Genomic DNA, 18,283 nt, shown 5'->3' on the forward strand with positions numbered 1-18,283 from the left:
TCACTTTATTTTTCAATGTTAGCCCATTTGAAGTTAAGTGGTCCCGCAAAATCAACTTCAACCACTCCTTTTACATAGGAACGTTCTAAGTATGTTGTTCCATTTTGGTAAAGAGGAGAGACAACGGCATCTTTAAATAAGATTTTTTCTGCTTGTTTCAAGGCTTCCCAACGTGCCTTTTCATCACCAGCTAAGTCGGTTTTCACTTTTTGGATTAAGTCATCGAATTCTTTGTTGGAATAGTGATCTAAATTATATGGGTTATCAGTTGTAAATAACTCTAAGAATGTAATTGGATCAGCAAAATCAGGGCTCCAACCATCGATAGCAATATCATAATTTCCTTGTAATAATAATGTGACTTGTTGTTTGCGTGGCTGATGCTTAATACTTACTGTTAATCCTTCTAAATTTTTCTCTAGCTGTTCTTTTAAATATTCACCAGTTTTTTTCGAAAGGTCATTATCGCTTGTTAATAATTCAATTGAAATTTTATCAGAACCTAATTCTTGTTTTGCTTGCTTCCAGGATTTTTGAGCATCTTTTGTATTTTCTTTCGTTAAATTGCCATTCTCCTCACGAAAATCTTTTCCATTTGGTCCCTTTGCAAAATTCTTTGGAACTAGAGAATAAGCAGGAAGAGAGCCATCATTTAAGAGAATATTTACAAATGCCTTTTTATCTATCGATTTATCAATAGCTTGGCGGACATTTATATTTTGTAACGTTTTATTTTTCTGGTTCATACGTACAAATTGTACCCCAACATCAGGACGTTCTTTAAAGTTACTATCTTTACGATATTTATCAACAAGATCAGATGTTAAAGTAAGTCGATCAATTTGTTTTGATTCATATAAGTTAACGGCTGTTGAATGGTCTTTGACAATATTAAAGTTAATTTCTTCAAGTTTCACATTATTCTTATCCCAATAGTTGGTATTTTTCTTGAATTTAAAGCTTTGTTCATGTTTCCAATCACTTAGTGTAAAGGCTCCATTATAGATAAGCTTATTATCTTCTAATGCATATTTATTACCTTGTGATTTAAAGAATTCTTCATTAATTGGTAAGAATGTTGGGAATGCAGTTAAGCTAATAAAGTATGGGACTGGACGCTCTAATTCAACTTCAAAAATATGATCATTAATTGCTTTTACACCCAGCTGATCAGCCGGAAGCTCTTTACTATTAATTTTTTTTGCATTTTTTATATCAAAGAATAAAAATGCATATTCAGAAGCTGTTGCCGGGTCAACTGCACGTTGCCAAGCAAAAACGAAATCATTCGCTGTGACAGGTGTGCCATTTGACCATTTTGAATTTCGTAAATGAAATGTATATTTTGTCTTATCAGGACTTACCTCATGAGACTTTGCAACGCCAGGAACAGGTTTATTTCCTTCACCGAGGTTATATAAACCTTCAAATACGTTTCTCATTGCTTGACCAGAGTCAGTATCTGTAGCGCGTGCAGTGTCCATTGTACGTATTTCTGTGCCAGTGGCTAAGTTCAATATTTGTTTATCAGGAGCTTTATCTTTTGCGTTTGCTCCGTTGGCCTCTTCTTTATAGCTACCGCATCCTGTTAATAAAATACTTGCTCCTAAAACGGATGCAACAGCAGGTACAAAATTTTTTTTCATGTAAAATTCCTCCCTAAATTGTTTGGGTATTAAAAAATGGTTAATGAACAACTTTGAGGGAAAGAAAAATTCCCTCTTTTCTTATCGAGAAAGAGGGAATTTTGTTTACAAGGCACGTACCTGTATATAAACGAAGTCTCTCATTCTATCTTTCAAGCATAATGCTTGCAGGAAGTGGCACAGTATTCAAAGTGAACCTGTTGCCGAGGTTTCAAAGGGCCAGTCCCTCCACCTCTCTTGATACAATGAGTAAACATAATTGTTCGTATTAATTTTTTGTTTCTTTGATTATTCAAAATCTTACACCTTGATGAATTGACTGTCAACGAAATGGAATATAGTTTAAATTTTCAGTTTTTTAAATAAGGACATAAAAAGGAAGAGCACTGTGTCATTACACAGTGCTCACGTTTTTAAAGTCGAAATTATCAAGGCCTGGACTAATGCGGTGATTTTCATTTAATGAATTGCTTTCATATCTTCAGTGCTTAACAGCCTTTTCATGTCGTAATTATTTCCCACTAGCTTTTTTGTTTGTTGCTTCAATTGCTTGATGAAGCAATTTCGAAAAATTATATTCATATAAAACTTTTAAGCCTTCTGCAGTTGCACCACCTGGTGTTGTCACTTGTTCACGAAGCATAGCTGGGTCTTGATCCTGTTCTAGCATGGCAGCAGAGCCAGCAATCATTTGAATGACAAGATGTTTTGCTGTTGTTTCATCGATTCCATAGTTTTTTGTTGCTTCAATTAAGCTTTCAGCAAAGTGGTAGAGGAAGGCAGGTGCACTTCCAGTAACAGCGGTAAGCTGATGAATTTCTTCTTCTGTGCAAAGCTGGGATGTGCCAATTCCTTTTAAGAGTAGTTGCAGTGTTTCTTGATGCTCTCCATTTAGGAAGTGCCCCATTGTATAAAGGGAAATAGACTTTCCAATCGTTGCTGCTGTATTTGGCATAATCCAGGCAACGGGTGTACCTTGAGGAAGTTTTTCTTCTAAATAAGATGGACCAATTCCCGCGGCAATTGTTACGACGAACTGATGGGTCAGAAGAGGTGATAATTCCGCTAATAACTGCTCATGTGCAGCTGGTGGCATCGCTAAAACAATAGTATCTACTGTTTTAATGCACGGTTTCCAATCATGTATAATTGAGATTCCGTATTTTTGTTTTAATTGCTCAAGTTTCTCTATGTTACTTCGATTGGATACAATAATTTCTTCGATGTGTTCATTACTTGTTTTAAGCAGTCCTACGAAGATTGCTTCCGCCATACGACCGGCACCAATAAATAAAATTCTATTTTTCTTTGGCATATCCTTTATTCCTTCCTGCTTAGAATATGGTATAAAAAACGATAACATTTTGGAGAGAGTGTTGTAAAAAGAAAAGTCTTATAAAGAGAGTTTCATAATGAATAATAGGAAACCCCCGAAGCAGATATGCTTCGAGGGTTTGATTCATAGCTTGTGTAATTATGCTTTTGTCATACCAAGTAGAACGGCACCACCGATAATTAAAACACTACCTAGTGCAATAAATACCATTTGGCGTTTCGTTTTCTTTTCTCCTAAGAAGACAATTGCACCGAATGTAGAGATAACGATACCAGTTTGAGATAATGGGAAACTTGTTGCTACTCCAACTCGTGGTAATGAAAGAAGTAAGAATAAGTTCCCTGTTCCCCATAGTAAACCAGACAATGTGTTACGAACTGCGTATTTGTTAAACGGTTTATGTTTAGCTGTCAGTACCACTGCACCAACAAACATACCAACTGCTTGCGGTAAAATAGCAGACCAACCATCGATATTGTACCAACGAATGATAATTACATATACAAGGTAACCAAAAGTAGAAACAATTAAAGTTAAAAGTCCTTTTTTCAGTTGTCCCGGTGGCTGTGCATTTTCTTTATCATCTAATGAAGTAAAGACAACACCAATTACAATTAACAGAATTGCAATCGTTCCCATAATAATCGTAGTAGTAGTAGTCCACTCATGAAAAGCAATAACTCCAAAGATAGAAGTCGCAACAAGTTGCATACCAGTAGAAATCGTTACGGTTGTTGAAACGCCTAGTTTTTCAACTGTTTTTAATTGATTTACTTGTCCTAAAGCCCAGAATAGACCTGAAATGAAGCCGACAATTAAGATTGTCATCGTTAAAGCTGGTTGAGTAAATACATACATGATTGTTGCGAAGAATAGAGCACCGATTGTCATACCCACCGTTTGGCTATATGCACCACCGCCCATTTTTACGCTTACTAATAAGATGTTTCCCCATGCAAGTGCAGGAAGAAGCGCTAATAAAATGTCCATTACAAGACTCCTTTCTTTTTGTTATACTGATATAATTAAGTTCGTTCTACCGATCGGTAATTTCCCACCTAGAAAGTAGAAGATTACCGATCGCTAAAACAGGATGAAGAATTTACGATATAAATGCGTTTTCATTTCTTCATCTTTTCAAACACCTTCATATGATAACAGGAAAGTGCCCTTTTTTGAAAGTAAATTCAAATAGAATGTATATTTCTATAAATATCAAGATTCTGTTATTTTTTAAATAAAAAAAGACCTCAAATTTGAGGTCTTCTTTATAAAGGGGATTGGGGAAATAAAGTTGCTTAATTTTTTACTAATGGGAAGGGGGGGACAATCCAATTCCCATTCGCTTTACTTTATGACTTTATTATATAAAATACGGGTAATAGAAACTATCGAATTAGCTTACAGTAAGATTACAAATTTGTAAGGTGAGAACAAAGTATTTCATTCTACAAAATAGTTTATTTTTCGGGAAATAAAAAAGCAGCTTTTTGTCGAAAGCTACTTTAAAGAAGTGATTCTTTTATTAATGAATTGAATGCATAGTAAGAAAATGAGTGACATACCAACTGTTATGATAACTAGTGTCCAAGCTAACTGCATGTTACTTGCATCAATTGCCATATAAATGGCTGTAGGAATTGTTTGTGTTTTTCCTGGAATGTTACCAGCAAACATAAGTGTTGCTCCAAATTCCCCAAGTGCACGTACAAAGCTTAAGATCATTCCGCTAAGTAATGCGGGGAATGCCAGTGGCAATGTGACATGTACGAAGACTTGGTATTCACTAGCTCCAAGGTCACGGGCACCGTCCTCAATTTGCTCGTTTGCAATAGAAAACCCTGTCTTTGCCGATTGATACATAAGTGGGAATGAAACGATTGTTGAAGCGATGACAGCAGCCCACGATGTAAACATAATAGACTGTTGAAATAATGATTCAATCCACTTACCAACTGGGCTGTTATTCCCGAAAATAATAATGAGAAAAAACCCAATAACAGTTGGTGGAAGCACCATTGGTAATAGAAAAATAGTTTCTAACAACACTTTATAACGCCGCGAAGAGCGCGCTAACACTCGTCCAATAACTGTGCCGAAAATCATAACAATAATGGTAGCGAGTGCGGCCACTCGTAAAGAAAGAAAAACAGGCGACCAAAGTGTATCAAATGTCATAGTAGTTAAGGGAGGATTGTAAATCCATATTTTTTAAAGATAGATTGTGCATCTTTTGACTGTAAATATTCATAGAATGAAGTCGCCTCTTTCTTATGCTTGGATTCTTTTATAACTCCTGCAGGATAGTGGATAGGTTCATGAGAAATAGCGGGTGCTGCAGCAGCTATTTTTACTTTATTTGAAATAAGAGCATCAGTTTTGTATACAATACCAGCGTCTACATTACCTGTTTCTACATATGTTAACACTTGGCGGACGTCTTTTGTAAATACAATTTTGTTTTGTAGATCGTTCCATAGATTTTCATGTGTAAGAGAAGCCTTTGCGTATTTTCCAGCTGGTACGGATTCAGGTGTACCGATTGCTAATTTCTTTACTTTATCTTCTTTCAACTCTTGAAATGTTTTAATAGAGCTTTCTTTTGGAACGACTAAAACAAGTTCATTTCCAAGAAGATTTTTCCCCTCTTTTTCATTAATAATCCCTTTTTTTACAAGTGTTTGAAATTTATCTTCTGCTGCAGAGAAGAATAAATCAGCAGGGGCTCCTTGTTCAATCTGCTGCTGAAGTGCACCAGAACCGCCAAAGTTAAAGGAAAGCTTTATATTGGGTTCTTTTTGTTTATATTGTTTTTCGATTTCTTTGAAAGCATCTTGTAAACTGGCAGCTGCAGATATTGTAAGTTCAACTGTTTTGTTTTCTTTAGCATTTGTTTTTTCTTTCTTTTCTCCACTTGTACAAGCAGTGCTAAATATAAGAAGGAAAGAAAGCATGAATACCCCAATGTACCGTAATGTAAATTTGTTCATAAATAAAATCCCCTTTCTCTTTCTTCTGTTTAATTATAACTAATTATATTTAATTATAAATAGATATAATTAAATATAATGTGAAGTAAATCACTTTTTGAAAATATAGGAGAAATTTTCTTTCTTTGTTACAATGAAAAGAGAAAGTGAGGAATCGTCTATGGATCATCATTCCTACACAACGGAAGAAGTAGCAAACCGATTAAAAGTCTCAAAGTTAACAGTGTATGATTTAATTAAAAAAGGTAAACTCCCTTCTTACAGAGTTGGTAGACAAATGCGCATTGATGCAGCGGATTTAGAACAATATATTAAGCAAATGAAAACTGGGAAGATTCAAGATGTTTCTATAAAAATAGAGAAGAAGGATGGAAAAGCTTCCTGTGTCATTAGTGGGCAAGAGTTAACATTAGATATGCTAGCGAAGCATCTTGAAAGACTTTTACCAGGCTCTAGTATGCTCCGAGCTTATCAGGGGAGTTTAATGAGCTTAATTAAAATGTCTCAAGGAGAAGGAAGTATCGTTAGTTTACATTTGTTTGATGGTGATACAAGGGAATATAACATTCCGTATGTAAAACGAATTTTAGTTGGACAGCCTTGTATTGTCATAAACTTACTAGCAAGAAATGTAGGGTTTTATGTCCAAAAAGGAAATCCAAAAGGAATACAAACGTGGGTTGACTTGAATCATTCATCGATTCAATTTGTGAATCGTGAAAAAGGATCAGGAATTCGAGTGTTAGTAGATGAACAAGTGAGAATTCAAAATATAGCGAAAGCAAATATTCGAGGATATGATTGGGAAGAGTCAAATCACCTTGGAATTGCCTCGCAAATTGCTAACGGAAAAGCTGATGTTGGCGTAGGTTCAGAAAAGGTAGCGCAAATTGTGAATGTAGATTTTATTCCGCTGATGAAAGAACAATATGACTTGGTAATCTTAAAAAATAAAGAAAATGAACAACTTATTGAAGCAGTGAAAGAAATATTACAATCTACAGAATTTCAAAATGAACTGCGAGCAATTGGCGGATATGATATAAGTAACACAGGTCAAATTATATATGAAACAAATTGAAAAAGCTGCTTGTCTATATAAGACGAGCAGCTTTTTCTATATAAAGGGGATAGGGGAAACAATTTTATAAGACAAGTCCTTGAGCAAGTGCATAAATAAAAGCTGTAAGAAGAGCTGCACCGCTTGCAAGTCCGATAAAGTCAAATTTGTTAAAAGTAATGTTGTTCATTGTAATCTCTCCTTATTTGTTTAATATAGTCGCAACCGCTTTTGCATCAATCAGAGCGGATAGCACCATGCTCATTGTATTTAGAAATTTGTTTGTTTTCATTTTGTTCATCATGCGTATCCGCTCCTTTTCGAATGTTTGTTGTTGCCCTGTTTCTGTCTTAATTATATGAAATATAGGCAGGGGTAACTATCGAATTAGCTTACGTAAGAATTACAGTTTTGTAAGAAAAAAAGACATTCGTGTAAGAATGTCTCTTAAAGCATATTGATATGATGATGCTCTTCAATTGTTTTTAAAAAGCTACGCATCGAATTTGTCATATAGGCATCTTTCCGGCGTATAAAGACAGTTGAAATGCTCCCGTACTTTTCAGGGATCGGATGGCAGTGAACTTTGCCCATAGCAGAAAGATGCCTAACAGCCGATTGTGGTACAAGTGTAATCCCAAGGCCGAGTGCAACGCTATTTAAAATGGTCTCTAGTATGTTAAATTCCATAATTCTTTTTGGAAGCAATCCTTCATCTTTGAGCCAGCGTTCTAGTTTGGAACGATATCCACATCCTTGATTAAAGACAAGAAGTGGCGTTGTAATAAATTCCTCTATATGAAAAGCTTTATTTTGTGTGACGAGGACAAGTTGCTCTGTACAAACATCGTATTGTTCTAATAATGGATGTTTAATAGGGCCTGATATAAAAGCGCCATCTAATTGATGATCGATTACTTCTTTAATAAGCGCCTCTGTTAAACCAGCTTGCAGTGATAAATCGACATTTGGGTATTTTTTGTAATAAGAAGATAGGATAGTAGGTAACGTACGTACTGTTTCGACTGTACCGATTTTTAAAATGCCGGATGGAGTCTCATTATCTAGAAATACTTGTTTTAATTCTTCAATATCTTGCAAAATTTTATGAACGTAAACAAGCATTTTTCTGCCTTCTGCATTTAATGTCATCCCTTTTTTATGGCGATAAAAAAGGGGTGTTTTGAGCTCATTTTCTAATTGTTTAATGCGTGCTGTTACATTAGATTGTACATAATTCAGCTCTTTTGCTGCGTTGCTAACACTGCCGTGGTTTGCTACGCTTTGAAAGATTTGTAAGTCTCGTAATTCCACTACGTATTCCTCCTTGATATTAACTATCATTATAAATGATAGTTAACATCATTTTGAATCATTTTACGTGATATATTTTTTCTTTTACAATTCTCATTGTGCAATGCATCAAGAGTTACATAGAAGCGGGGGATTACGGTGAGAAAAGGCCAAATGATGATAGGAGCGCTGGCATGTTTAATCGCAAGCATGTCATGGGGAGCAATGTTTCCAGTTGCAGATCATGCACTAGAGTATATAGATCCATTTTATTTTTCATTCATTCGTTACGGGGCAGTAACGATAGCGTTAGTTTTACTATTATTGATGAAAGAAGGCAAGGAGGCATTTCGTTTAGAAGGAAAAGGAAAGCTACTCGTCTTCTTCGGAACAATGGCATTTACTGTATATAATGTACTTGTTTTCTTAGGACAAATGTTAATGGGGAAACCTGGGGTTATGGTAGCATCTATTATGGAAGCACTTATGCCGATGATTTCAATTTGCATCTTATGGGGATATAAGCATATCAAACCGAAAAAATATATGATGACAGGTATGATCATAGCTTTTATTGGAGCTGTTTTTGTTATTACGAAAGGTGATATGAGTTTCTTTCTTACATTGAAAGATAATCTGTTTTCGTTAGCATTTATTTTTATCGGTGTTGTGGGATGGGTAGTTTATACGATGGGGGGTCAATCCTTTAGTGACTGGTCGACACTTCGCTATTCTACATTGACGTGTTTATTTGGGACTGCTGTAACAGGTGTCATAACGATGATAATTACAATGTTAGGATATGTGCTGGTACCGAGTATGGAAACGATTTCTATCGTCAAGTACGATTTATTGTTTATGATGACATTACCAGGTATTGTAGCACTGCTTACTTGGAACTACGGCGTAAAAATTTTATCATCTATAAACGGGATTCTATTTATTAACTTTGTGCCAATTACTACATTGGTCATTATGATGATACAAGGATATAAAATAACAATTTTTGATATAGTAGGAACACTGCTTGTTATTACAGCACTCATCCGAAATAATGTATGTCAGCGTAAAGAAGAAAATAAAAATAAGCATATTTTGCAAGAGGAGCAGTTACGCCAAGCTGTCTAATAGACAATGCATTTGGGGGATTTCTATATGTTAGAAAGTTTATTGTTTTTCTTTGCTGTTGGAATTGCCGGTGAGCTTGCAGCGATTAATCGAAATGGCCGTAAGAAGATAAAACAACAAGCAGAAATGATAAAATTGTTAAAAGAATTACATGAAAGAAAAGCATAATAAGAAAGACGACCGGGCATAGACGGTCGTCTTTTTATTACTATTTATATAAAGGGGAAAGGGGACACAAATTTATATGAGCGTAGCAGCATAAATGAAAGCTGTAAGAAGAGTCGCGCCGCTAGCTAATCCAATAAAATCTTGTTTGTTAAAAGTAATGTTATTCATAGATATTCTTTCCTTACTTGTTTAATGAATGAGTAACTGCTTTTGCATCGATCAGAGCGGAGAACATCATGCGTGTCTGCTCTTTTTCAAATGGTTGTTTGTTACTTTCTGACTTAATTGTATAAAATGTAGAGAGCAGTTACTATCGAATTAGCTTACAGAAAGATTACACTTTTGTAAGAATTAATTTTTACAAATTGTCACTTATTTTTAATACCAACTACTAAAACTTAGTGTTATAATTCTTGTAAGAGAATGATTAAACCTTTGATATGGAGAAAGGAACGAAACGAATGTATAAGCCAATTACATTTTCGTTGAAATATATATTTAAAACGGTTGGAAAAGTAGAGATTCAGGGGAAAGAAAAGTTACCTGAAGGAGGACCATATGTTGTTGCTTGTACACATACAAGCTTTATGGATGTTTTAATGTTAGCTGCAGGCATGTATCCGACAGAAATTCATTATATGGCGAAAAAAGAATTGTTTGAAAGCAAGTTTACAAATTGGTTTTTTAAGAATGTGAATGCTTTCCCAGTGGATCGTGCAAATCCAGGGCCAAGTACACTAAAAATTCCCTCCCGTTTATTAAAAGAAGGTAAAGTAGTAGGGATTTTTCCAAGTGGAACGAGATCAACAGAAGATGTTTCTTTGAAAGCGGGAGCTGTTACAATTGCAATGCGTTCTAATGTTCCGTTAGTGCCAGCTGCTTATGTTGGGCCCTCTAGTGTAAAAGAATTAATGAAAGGGAAAAGAGCACAATTGATTTTCGGTGATCCAATTCAAGCGGAAGTGGGAGAAACAGTGGATCGAAAAACAGCGATGAAAATGATGACGGATCAATTGAACGAAACATTTGAAAAATTAACAGAAACATTGAAAAAAAATAGCAAATAGGAAAAGACGACCGGGCATAGGCGGTCGTCTTTTCTATTACTATCTATATAAAGGAGAAGGGGACACAAAATTATATAAGCGTAGCAGCATAAATGAAAGCTGTAAGAAGAGCAGAGCCGCTAGCTAGTCCAATAAAGTCAAATTTGTTAAAAGTAATGTTGTTCATTATATTCTCTCCTTACTCGAATGTTTGTTGTTACTTTCTGACTTAATTGTATGGGATATAGAGAGTAGTCACTATCGAATTAGCTTACAGAAAGATTACATTTTTGTAAGAGATAATTCATTTTAGTAATCATTTTTATGATAAACTATATTGGTGGAATATTAAGGGAATTAAAAGGGGGAACATCATGGGAAAATTAAGTAAGAAAAAATACGGAGTATTAACTTGTATGGTTTTTGCATTAGGGATAAGTGGCTGTGGTGTAGAAAAAAAGAAAGAAGATGAAAATGCAAAAGCAAAAAAAGAGGTAGAAAAAGTAATTTCAGACCAAGTAAAAGCATTTAATCAGAAAGATACTGATGCTTATATGAAAACATATTCGAAAGATATATTTGTATATGATGCAATAAAAGAAGAGAATGAGAATTTATTAGATGAGTATGATGTCAAAATTACAATTGATCGGATGAAGGTTTTATCTATAAATGATAAATATGCAACAATAGAGGCAAAAACAACAGCTAAAAATAAGGATAAGAGTGTAGAGTATACAGATAATGTTGTAAAGACGCGCTTTGTATTAGAAAAGGAAAAGGATAAATGGGTCATTACAAGTCAAGGGATGTTAACTGCTGAGACATTGGATGGGGAGTCTTTATTAAAAGAGAGAACTAAAAAAGAATCTTAACATTAAAATGTGGAATAAAGAAAGAGGAAATCTAGTAATAGCGTGCACCTAAAAATAACAGAAAAATTCATATTGTTAATTAATTTTGAATTCTATAAAATAAAGGGGATTTAATATGAAAAAAGTAGTACATATAAAGTGGGGAATGTCGTTGTTAGCGGGTGTCTTATTACTTGGGACGATGGGATGTTCTACAAAAAGTAATGCGGAGCCTAAAGAGAGTAATGTAGAAAAAGAAGTGAAACAAGCATTAGAAGAGAATGTAGAAGCATTTAACAAAGAAGACTTGGACGGATATCTAGACACGCTTTCGAGTGAGGTTTATAGTTATGAAATTTCAAAAAAAACAACAAAACAGATGTTTGAAGCACTTGATTTAAAAGCCAGTTTAAAAAAGGTAAAAGTACTTTCTTATTCGGATGATTATGCAACTGTAGAAGTGAAACAAGAGACAAAGAGTAGAATGAAAAATGAGTATTATAAAGATAATGTAACTGAATCCGTGCATACACTTGATAAGGAGGGTAAAAAATGGAAAATAAAAAGTACGGCAATAAAATCGATAAAAACATTGGATGGAAAAGAAATTAAATCTCTAAATGAATTATTTTCAGCGAATGAAAATAAAGGTAGTACAAGTTCTTCAAAATCTCCTGCTGCTCAAGATAAAGAAAAGGATAGTTTGAAGGAGAAAGGTAATCAAAATCAACCTCCTCAATCAATTGAAAGTATAAGAGCGAAATATGTCGAGAATGCCGACGTTATTAAAGGCGGAACAACTGTAAATGGAAATCGAATTGATTTTGAAGGGTATACTGTACAAATTTTAGAAGGCGAATTTGATTATAAAAAATTAACTGGGGATCGAATTACACTAAAAGTAAGGATTGAGAATCGAACTGGACGGAAGATGGATACGTATCCAAACAGTACAGTTATTATACAAGATGGTAAAAAAATTCCTCCGTTAGACCGCGATAAGTTACCGAGAGTAAATGATGTATATGTTCAAGATGGTGAAGCAAAAGAGTATGTAATCAGTTTTCCAATGATCGAGGCAAAAGAGTTTGCTATTAAATTTGTAGCCGGAGCAACTTTTGAAGGTGATAAAAAAAGCCGATTTGAGGAGCATGTATTTCTCTATCAGCCTGAAAAGAAAGAGCAAGATAGCAAAAAGGATGTAAATACGTTATAAAATAAAAAAGATGANNTCATCTTTTTTATTTTATAATTTGAGGAAGGCTCTTTATTAGTTTTTGTTTGATTCGTTTTGCAAAGGAGGGGCTTTTCCCCGATGTGGATATGCTTATTACATATTCATCACTGCGAATAACTGCGGGGGTATGAAAGGATGATTCTTTACCATCACTTACGACATTAATCCATTGAAATTCGTGTGCGGCCTGTTTAACCATCATATTTATATCATGGTGATTTGTAGCAGCGTAGACGAGGTGCGCATCTTTAATGTCTTCTTCTGCAAATGTTTTTTGTTTCCATTTAATATAGGGAAGGGTCTTCATTTCTTCACAAATATTTGGGCTCACCACAGTGACAAAAGCTCCTGTGTTTTTTAATCCAGCTGCCTTTCTATATGCAATTTTTCCACCACCGATAATCACAACCTTTTTGCCCTGTAGATTACACATAATAGGATACATGTTATGCATATACGTATCCCTCCATTCGTTCTAATAAAGCGGCCTTCATGTAGGAATCAAATTGAAGACAATTACAAGTTGTAACGTTAGGGTATTTGTTTGCATACCGATTTATTTTCTGAAGTAATAAGCCGGTGAAAAGAAGATATGGCATGACATATACATGCCTTGCAGATGCTGCCTTTTCCTTGAGTTCATCAGTAAAAGAAGGTGTTCCCTTTGTTAAAAAGGAACAGGAAACAGGCAAGCAGAGTTTTTGCTCGACTACTGATCCAATTTGCTTTAATTCATGTATAGGCTGAGGATCACTACTACCACGGCCGACAAGTAAGATTTCACTACTTTCTATGGGCATAGCTTCACGTATTCGTTTTATTACAAGTTCAATCATAAGCGGATGCGTACTGAAAGGTGGTACAACTGAAATTGTAATGTGTGGATAGTGCCTTTTTATTTTTTCAATTTCAAAAGGAACATCACGCTTATAATGGGCCGCCGCAAATAATAAAACAGGGACAATTAAAATCTCAGTTGCACCTTCAGTGATTGCTTCTACAATCGCATCTTGGGCGGTTGGGGTTGTTAGCTCAAGAAATCCAATTTTTTGGATGTTTTCACTTCGCTCGTTTATAACGGACTTAACAAAGTGAATAAATTGTTCATTGCCTTCTTGTAACCTGCTACCGTGTCCAATATAAACGATGCCTTTCATGGTGCCACCACTTCTTTCTCATCGATGATAGCTTGCAGCTGATGATCGATATGATGGAATCCGACTTTATTTGCATATTGTAAAGTAGGTGCATCGATATAGGAAAATGGTAAATTCAAAATATCTGTGAAGCCAAGGCGGTTTACTTCTGTTATAAACGTATCAATTGCGGCACGGCCTTCAAATATGATGCTATCCCATGAGAATTCAGTCAGTGTACGTGTATGAATCTCATCAAAACGATGATCAACTTTATATTCATGTGTCATGATATAAGAACCTGTACCAATTTTTTCTTGAATGATAGCAATTCGATTAATATTTCGCCCTAAATATACGGTTGTTTCGCTTTTAAGTGTTGCAGGTACACTTAAAATCCCATACTGCATAAGTGCTTTCTGTGTAGCGACATTCATATACTGCAATGTTGCTTGTAAGGAACGAATATCTTTTTGATATTGTGCACATGATTGGAATAAGATTGCTACACTTTCAGCTGAGCAGAAAACAAGGCGCTCAGCATTAAAAATTTCACTAATCTGCGCAGGTGTTAATACATATTTTTGTTTTTTGAAGGTTGGTATTTGATGTATTTCTGCGCCCGCTGTTTGTAACTTTTGTGCTAGTATACTTGTTTTGTTTGTTGCAGAGGAAAGTAAAACTTTTTTTCCGTGTAGTGGCTTGTGCTCTTTCCAGGCAATTTGTTTTCGTAAGGACACCACTTCACCAACAATTGTCATCGATGGATTTGAAATTTGTTCTTTTTTTACATCATCCAAGATTGTGGAGAGTGTACCTGTAACAACTCGTTGTTTTCCAGTTGTACCCCATTCAATGACTGCTACTGGTGTATCTTTTTTTCTTCCTGTTTGTAATAAATTTTCACAAATTACGGGTAGATTTTTAACCCCCATGTAGAAGGCAATTGTATCGCTATTTAAAAGAGCACTGTAATTTACTTGGGCGCTAATCGCTCCTTTTGTATGACCGGTTAACAAAGTTACACTATTGCTGTAGTTTCGGTGGGTGAGAGGAATGCCGGCATACGCACTAGCGGCAATACTAGATGTAATACCTGGAACAATCTCGTATAGAATGTTTTCTGCTGCTAAAGTTACCGCTTCTTCGCCAACGCGGCCAAAAATCGATGGATCTCCGCCTTTTAAGCGGACGACTGTTTTACCTTCTTTTGCAAACTGAATTAAATGAGCGTTAATCATTTCTTGTCGCATAATATGATTCGTTGGCATTTTCCCGCAGTATACGAGTTCACATGTTGGCTTTGTATAGCGAAGTAAATTTTGATTCAATAAGCGATCATATAAAACAACATCAGCTTTCTTTAGGCAATCTATTGCTTTTTTTGTAATCAGTCCTTCATCACCAGGTCCCGCGCCAACTAAATATACGTATCCGTTCATCTCTACACCTCATCTGTTTTTACTTGAAAGGAAGCCTAAAAGGGGCTTCCTTGTACAAGCTACATGTATATATAAATATCACCATCAATAACTTCTACTTCATATGTTTGAATACAGCCATCATCAGGCTTTTGAACTTCACCTGTTAGTAATGAAATTTTCCAGTCATGCAATGGACAGAAGACGAATTCTCCAGAAACAATCCCTTCAGCTAAAGGTCCATTTTTATGAGGACACCGATTTTCTACAGCGTGAATATCACCATTTGAAAGACGAAATAAGGCGATGGATATATCTTTAATTCGCACTTCCTTACCGATTTGCACTGGAAGGTCTTCTGCATGCATTATTTTTATTTTTTCTTTTGTTTGCAACATGTAGATCGCTCCTTACTTTACAGTTTCTACTTCATACATGGCTTTTAATGATTTGGTTTCTAGCGCTTGTCCCCAAGCTTCTTCATATGTGTTGCGGGCCTGCTGGAAACGTTCATTTAGCGTAGTGACCATGTTTTCATCTTGCAGCATTTCTTTTATATGATCTAATCCCATTCGTTCTACCCAAGGGGCTGTTCGTTCACCGTAAATACCGGTTTCACGGTAATATTGTACATAAGCTGTAGCGATGCGAAGCACATCTTCTTCTGTAGGGACAATCATTACAAAATCAGCTTCGCGAACTTCTGTACCACCGTTACCACCAATATAAAGTTGGAATCCATTTTCAACACAAACGACACCGAAGTCTTTCGTTAATGCTTCTGCACAGTTACGTGGACAACCGGTTACACCCATTTTCATTTTGTGCGGTGTATCTACCATTTCTAACGATTGTTCAAGTAACATACCAAGGCCTAATGAATCTTTTGTACCGAAGCGGCAGAAACGAGAACCGACGCATGATTTTACATTGCGAAGGGATTTCGAATAGGCATAACCAGAAGTCATATCGAGGTCAGCCCAAACTTTTGGTAAATCCTCTTTCTTAACACCGTATAAGCCGATTCGACTTGCACCTGTTATTTTAACGAGCGGCACATCGTATTTTTTCGCAACTTCAGCAATTTTCATTAAATCATCTGCAGTAGTAACACCGCCGTACATACGAGGAATAACGGAAAATGTGCCATCATGCTGAATATTACCGTTCATTCTTTCATTAACGAAGCGGGATGATTTATCATCTGCATATTCTTCTGGACGTGCCATACGCAAATAGTAGTTTAATGCAGGACGGCATTTGGAACAGCCGTCTTCATGTGCGAAACTAAGGACGTTTCGTACTTCTTTTGGTGATTTTAATCCTTTCTCATGAATTGCTGCGACAACTTCGTCACGCGACAAAGTTGTACATCCGCACATACCTACATTTTGAGCAGATGCATCAAAGCTATCACCGAGTGTATGGGATAAAATTTGTTCGACAATAGGACGGCATTTTCCGCATGAACCAGCAGCTTTTGTACACCCTTTTACTTCTTCAAAGGTGTTTAAATCTTGTTCTAAAATGGCATGAACAATTGTTCCTTTTGTAACACCATTACATCCACAAACAGTGTCGTCAGCACTCATACTTGCAACGTCAAGGCCATTCTCTTCGCCAGCTCTATGAAGAAGAGAAGCTGGTGTGTATTCTTGTATATCTTCTTCCTTTTTTAACATACTAAAGAGGCGTGTACTGTCAGCAGTATCTCCATATAAAACAACGCCAACGACTTTATTGTCACGAATTAATACTTTTTTATAGGAACGAGTACATTCATTAAAGACGGAGATTGCTTTTGCCCTATCATCTTCATAAATTTGTCCAGCAGAAAATAAATCACATCCTGCAACTTTAAGTTGTGTACCCACAATACTTCCTGCATATCCATCTGTTTGTGAGTTCGTTATATGTTTTGCTAATACGGTTCCTTGTTCATATAGAGGAGCAACAAGACCATAAGCAATCCCATCATGCTCTGCGCATTCACCAACGGCATAGATGGATTCATCATCTGTTTGCATGTAATCATTTGTAACGATGCCGCGATTTACAATTAAACCAGCATCTTTTGCTAACTGTGTATTAGGTCGTATTCCAACAGCCATTACCACTAAATCGCATGCTACAATACTATTGTCTTCAAATTGAATTCCTTCAACATGGTCAGTACCAAGAATTTTCACCGTTTTCTTTTCCATAAGAAATTTCATGCCTTGTGCTTCTAAGTCTTCACGTAGTAATGAAGCAGCTTTAGCATCAAGTTGTTGCTCCATTAAGTAAGGCATTAAATGAACAACGTGTACATCCATTCCTAAGTCAATAAGCCCGCGTGCTGCTTCTAAACCGAGCAATCCTCCGCCAATGACAACGGCTTTTTTATATTGCTTAGCAGCATCTATCATAAATTGGGTATCTTCTATTGTCCGAAAACCTGTTACACCTGGAAGTTCTGAACCTTCAATAGGTAAAATAAAAGCGCTAGAGCCCGTTGCAATAATGAGTTTGTCGTACATAACAATTCGATTCTTTTCTGTAGCAATAACTTGTTCTTCACGATCAATATTTTTTACCTTTTCATTTGTATACAGTGTAATATCATTTTCTTCGTACCAACTGTATTCGTTCATAATGATATCTTGGATATTTGTTTTTCCTTGTAAGACGTGAGATAGCATAATACGATTGTAGTTTGGATGAGGTTCATCACCAAAAATAGTAATGTCATAAAGCTTCGTATCTTGTTTTAAAATTTCTTCAATGCAGCGAATGCCGGCCATGCCATTCCCGATCATGACTAAACGTTTTTTCATATTCATTTCCCCTCTTAAATGTGAAATGTTTAACAATCTTTTATACTCGTATTATAAAATCTTTGGAAAATGGAGGGTGTGATGTTTATCACAGTTTTGGAGGATTCACAAATTGTTAAAAATAATATAAAACCTCACTTGAATTCTTACAA

20 protein-coding genes and 1 riboswitch are annotated in these 18,283 nt (G+C 35.7%); of the genes, 6 read left to right on the top strand and 14 right to left on the bottom strand.

Features of this window, described 5'->3' with window-relative positions:
- Positions 1-5 precede the first annotated feature (5 nt).
- From CN288_RS21985 to modA, 5 genes are all read right to left on the bottom strand, one after another.
- Positions 6-1,646, bottom strand: a complete 1,641-nt coding sequence (locus CN288_RS21985; RefSeq protein ID WP_098303100.1) for a peptide ABC transporter substrate-binding protein — start codon at positions 1,644-1,646, stop codon at positions 6-8.
- Between the two features lie 142 nt (positions 1,647-1,788).
- Positions 1,789-1,893: riboswitch (SAM riboswitch) on the bottom strand.
- Between the two features lie 264 nt (positions 1,894-2,157).
- Positions 2,158-2,961, bottom strand: coding sequence for a pyrroline-5-carboxylate reductase (gene proC, locus CN288_RS21990; RefSeq protein ID WP_026592721.1), 804 nt, complete (start codon positions 2,959-2,961; stop codon positions 2,158-2,160).
- Positions 2,962-3,120: 159 nt separating this feature from the next.
- Positions 3,121-3,972, bottom strand: coding sequence for a GRP family sugar transporter (locus tag CN288_RS21995; RefSeq protein WP_026592722.1), 852 nt, complete (start codon positions 3,970-3,972; stop codon positions 3,121-3,123).
- A gap of 510 nt (positions 3,973-4,482) precedes the next feature.
- Entirely contained in the window at positions 4,483-5,160 is a 678-nt protein-coding gene (gene modB, locus CN288_RS22000; RefSeq protein ID WP_090694031.1) for a molybdate ABC transporter permease subunit, read from the bottom strand.
- Between the two features lie 5 nt (positions 5,161-5,165).
- The gene (modA, locus tag CN288_RS22005) at positions 5,166-5,972 is read right to left on the bottom strand and encodes a molybdate ABC transporter substrate-binding protein (RefSeq protein ID WP_026592724.1); all 807 of its coding nucleotides are present in this window, start codon (positions 5,970-5,972) and stop codon (positions 5,166-5,168) included.
- A gap of 133 nt (positions 5,973-6,105) precedes the next feature.
- On the opposite strand from modA, the gene CN288_RS22010 reads away from it, so the two are divergent.
- Entirely contained in the window at positions 6,106-7,053 is a 948-nt protein-coding gene (locus CN288_RS22010) for a substrate-binding domain-containing protein (RefSeq protein ID WP_098303101.1), read from the top strand.
- A 64-nt stretch (positions 7,054-7,117) separates the two neighbouring features.
- Here CN288_RS22010 and CN288_RS22015 read toward each other — a convergent pair whose 3' ends face one another.
- Complete coding sequence (locus CN288_RS22015; RefSeq protein ID WP_081811066.1) at positions 7,118-7,222, bottom strand: DUF3948 family protein; 105 nt, start codon at positions 7,220-7,222, stop codon at positions 7,118-7,120.
- Between the two features lie 257 nt (positions 7,223-7,479).
- Positions 7,480-8,346, bottom strand: a complete 867-nt coding sequence (locus tag CN288_RS22025) for a LysR family transcriptional regulator (RefSeq protein WP_098303103.1) — start codon at positions 8,344-8,346, stop codon at positions 7,480-7,482.
- A 138-nt stretch (positions 8,347-8,484) separates the two neighbouring features.
- Here CN288_RS22025 and CN288_RS22030 point away from each other — a divergent pair, with 138 nt between their 5' ends.
- Complete coding sequence (locus CN288_RS22030; RefSeq protein ID WP_139265598.1) at positions 8,485-9,453, top strand: DMT family transporter; 969 nt, start codon at positions 8,485-8,487, stop codon at positions 9,451-9,453.
- Positions 9,454-9,480: 27 nt separating this feature from the next.
- Positions 9,481-9,621 carry a YrzO family protein gene (locus CN288_RS22035; protein ID WP_081811067.1) on the top strand — a complete coding sequence of 47 codons (141 nt, stop codon included), beginning with the start codon at positions 9,481-9,483 and terminating at the stop codon, positions 9,619-9,621.
- Positions 9,622-9,693: 72 nt separating this feature from the next.
- Here CN288_RS22035 and CN288_RS22040 read toward each other — a convergent pair whose 3' ends face one another.
- Positions 9,694-9,789 (bottom strand): DUF3948 family protein, encoded by a 96-nt coding sequence (locus tag CN288_RS22040; RefSeq protein ID WP_081811068.1) that lies wholly within the window; start codon positions 9,787-9,789, stop codon positions 9,694-9,696.
- 293 nt (positions 9,790-10,082) lie between these two features.
- On the opposite strand from CN288_RS22040, the gene CN288_RS22045 reads away from it, so the two are divergent.
- Positions 10,083-10,688 carry a lysophospholipid acyltransferase family protein gene (locus tag CN288_RS22045; RefSeq protein WP_026592728.1) on the top strand — a complete coding sequence of 202 codons (606 nt, stop codon included), beginning with the start codon at positions 10,083-10,085 and terminating at the stop codon, positions 10,686-10,688.
- Positions 10,689-10,758: 70 nt separating this feature from the next.
- On the opposite strand, the gene CN288_RS22050 is transcribed toward CN288_RS22045, so the two are convergent.
- Positions 10,759-10,854, bottom strand: a complete 96-nt coding sequence (locus CN288_RS22050; RefSeq protein ID WP_090694043.1) for a DUF3948 family protein — start codon at positions 10,852-10,854, stop codon at positions 10,759-10,761.
- A 187-nt stretch (positions 10,855-11,041) separates the two neighbouring features.
- Between CN288_RS22050 and CN288_RS22055 the strand changes: the two genes are divergently transcribed.
- Complete coding sequence (locus tag CN288_RS22055) at positions 11,042-11,542, top strand: YybH family protein (RefSeq protein WP_090694046.1); 501 nt, start codon at positions 11,042-11,044, stop codon at positions 11,540-11,542.
- A 115-nt stretch (positions 11,543-11,657) separates the two neighbouring features.
- Complete coding sequence (locus tag CN288_RS22060; RefSeq protein WP_098303104.1) at positions 11,658-12,737, top strand: hypothetical protein; 1,080 nt, start codon at positions 11,658-11,660, stop codon at positions 12,735-12,737.
- A 25-nt stretch (positions 12,738-12,762) separates the two neighbouring features.
- On the opposite strand, the gene CN288_RS22065 is transcribed toward CN288_RS22060, so the two are convergent.
- From CN288_RS22065 to nirB, 5 genes are read right to left on the bottom strand one after another with little or no spacing between them, the layout of a single operon-like run.
- Positions 12,763-13,212 (bottom strand): precorrin-2 dehydrogenase, encoded by a 450-nt coding sequence (locus CN288_RS22065; protein WP_090694050.1) that lies wholly within the window; start codon positions 13,210-13,212, stop codon positions 12,763-12,765.
- Positions 13,205-13,915, bottom strand: coding sequence for a sirohydrochlorin chelatase (locus tag CN288_RS22070; protein ID WP_090694054.1), 711 nt, complete (start codon positions 13,913-13,915; stop codon positions 13,205-13,207). The genes CN288_RS22065 and CN288_RS22070 overlap by 8 nt, the downstream gene beginning before the upstream one ends.
- Complete coding sequence (locus CN288_RS22075; RefSeq protein WP_098303105.1) at positions 13,912-15,336, bottom strand: uroporphyrin-III C-methyltransferase; 1,425 nt, start codon at positions 15,334-15,336, stop codon at positions 13,912-13,914. The genes CN288_RS22070 and CN288_RS22075 overlap by 4 nt, the downstream gene beginning before the upstream one ends.
- Before the next feature lie 59 nt (positions 15,337-15,395).
- Positions 15,396-15,713, bottom strand: coding sequence for a nitrite reductase small subunit NirD (gene nirD / locus CN288_RS22080; RefSeq protein ID WP_026592734.1), 318 nt, complete (start codon positions 15,711-15,713; stop codon positions 15,396-15,398).
- 12 nt (positions 15,714-15,725) lie between these two features.
- Positions 15,726-18,131, bottom strand: a complete 2,406-nt coding sequence (gene nirB / locus CN288_RS22085) for a nitrite reductase large subunit NirB (protein ID WP_098303106.1) — start codon at positions 18,129-18,131, stop codon at positions 15,726-15,728.
- Positions 18,132-18,283 lie beyond the last annotated feature (152 nt).

Source organism: Bacillus sp. AFS023182 (assembly GCF_002560575.1).
In the GTDB taxonomy this organism is placed as follows: domain Bacteria; phylum Bacillota; class Bacilli; order Bacillales; family Bacillaceae_G; genus Bacillus_A; species Bacillus_A arachidis.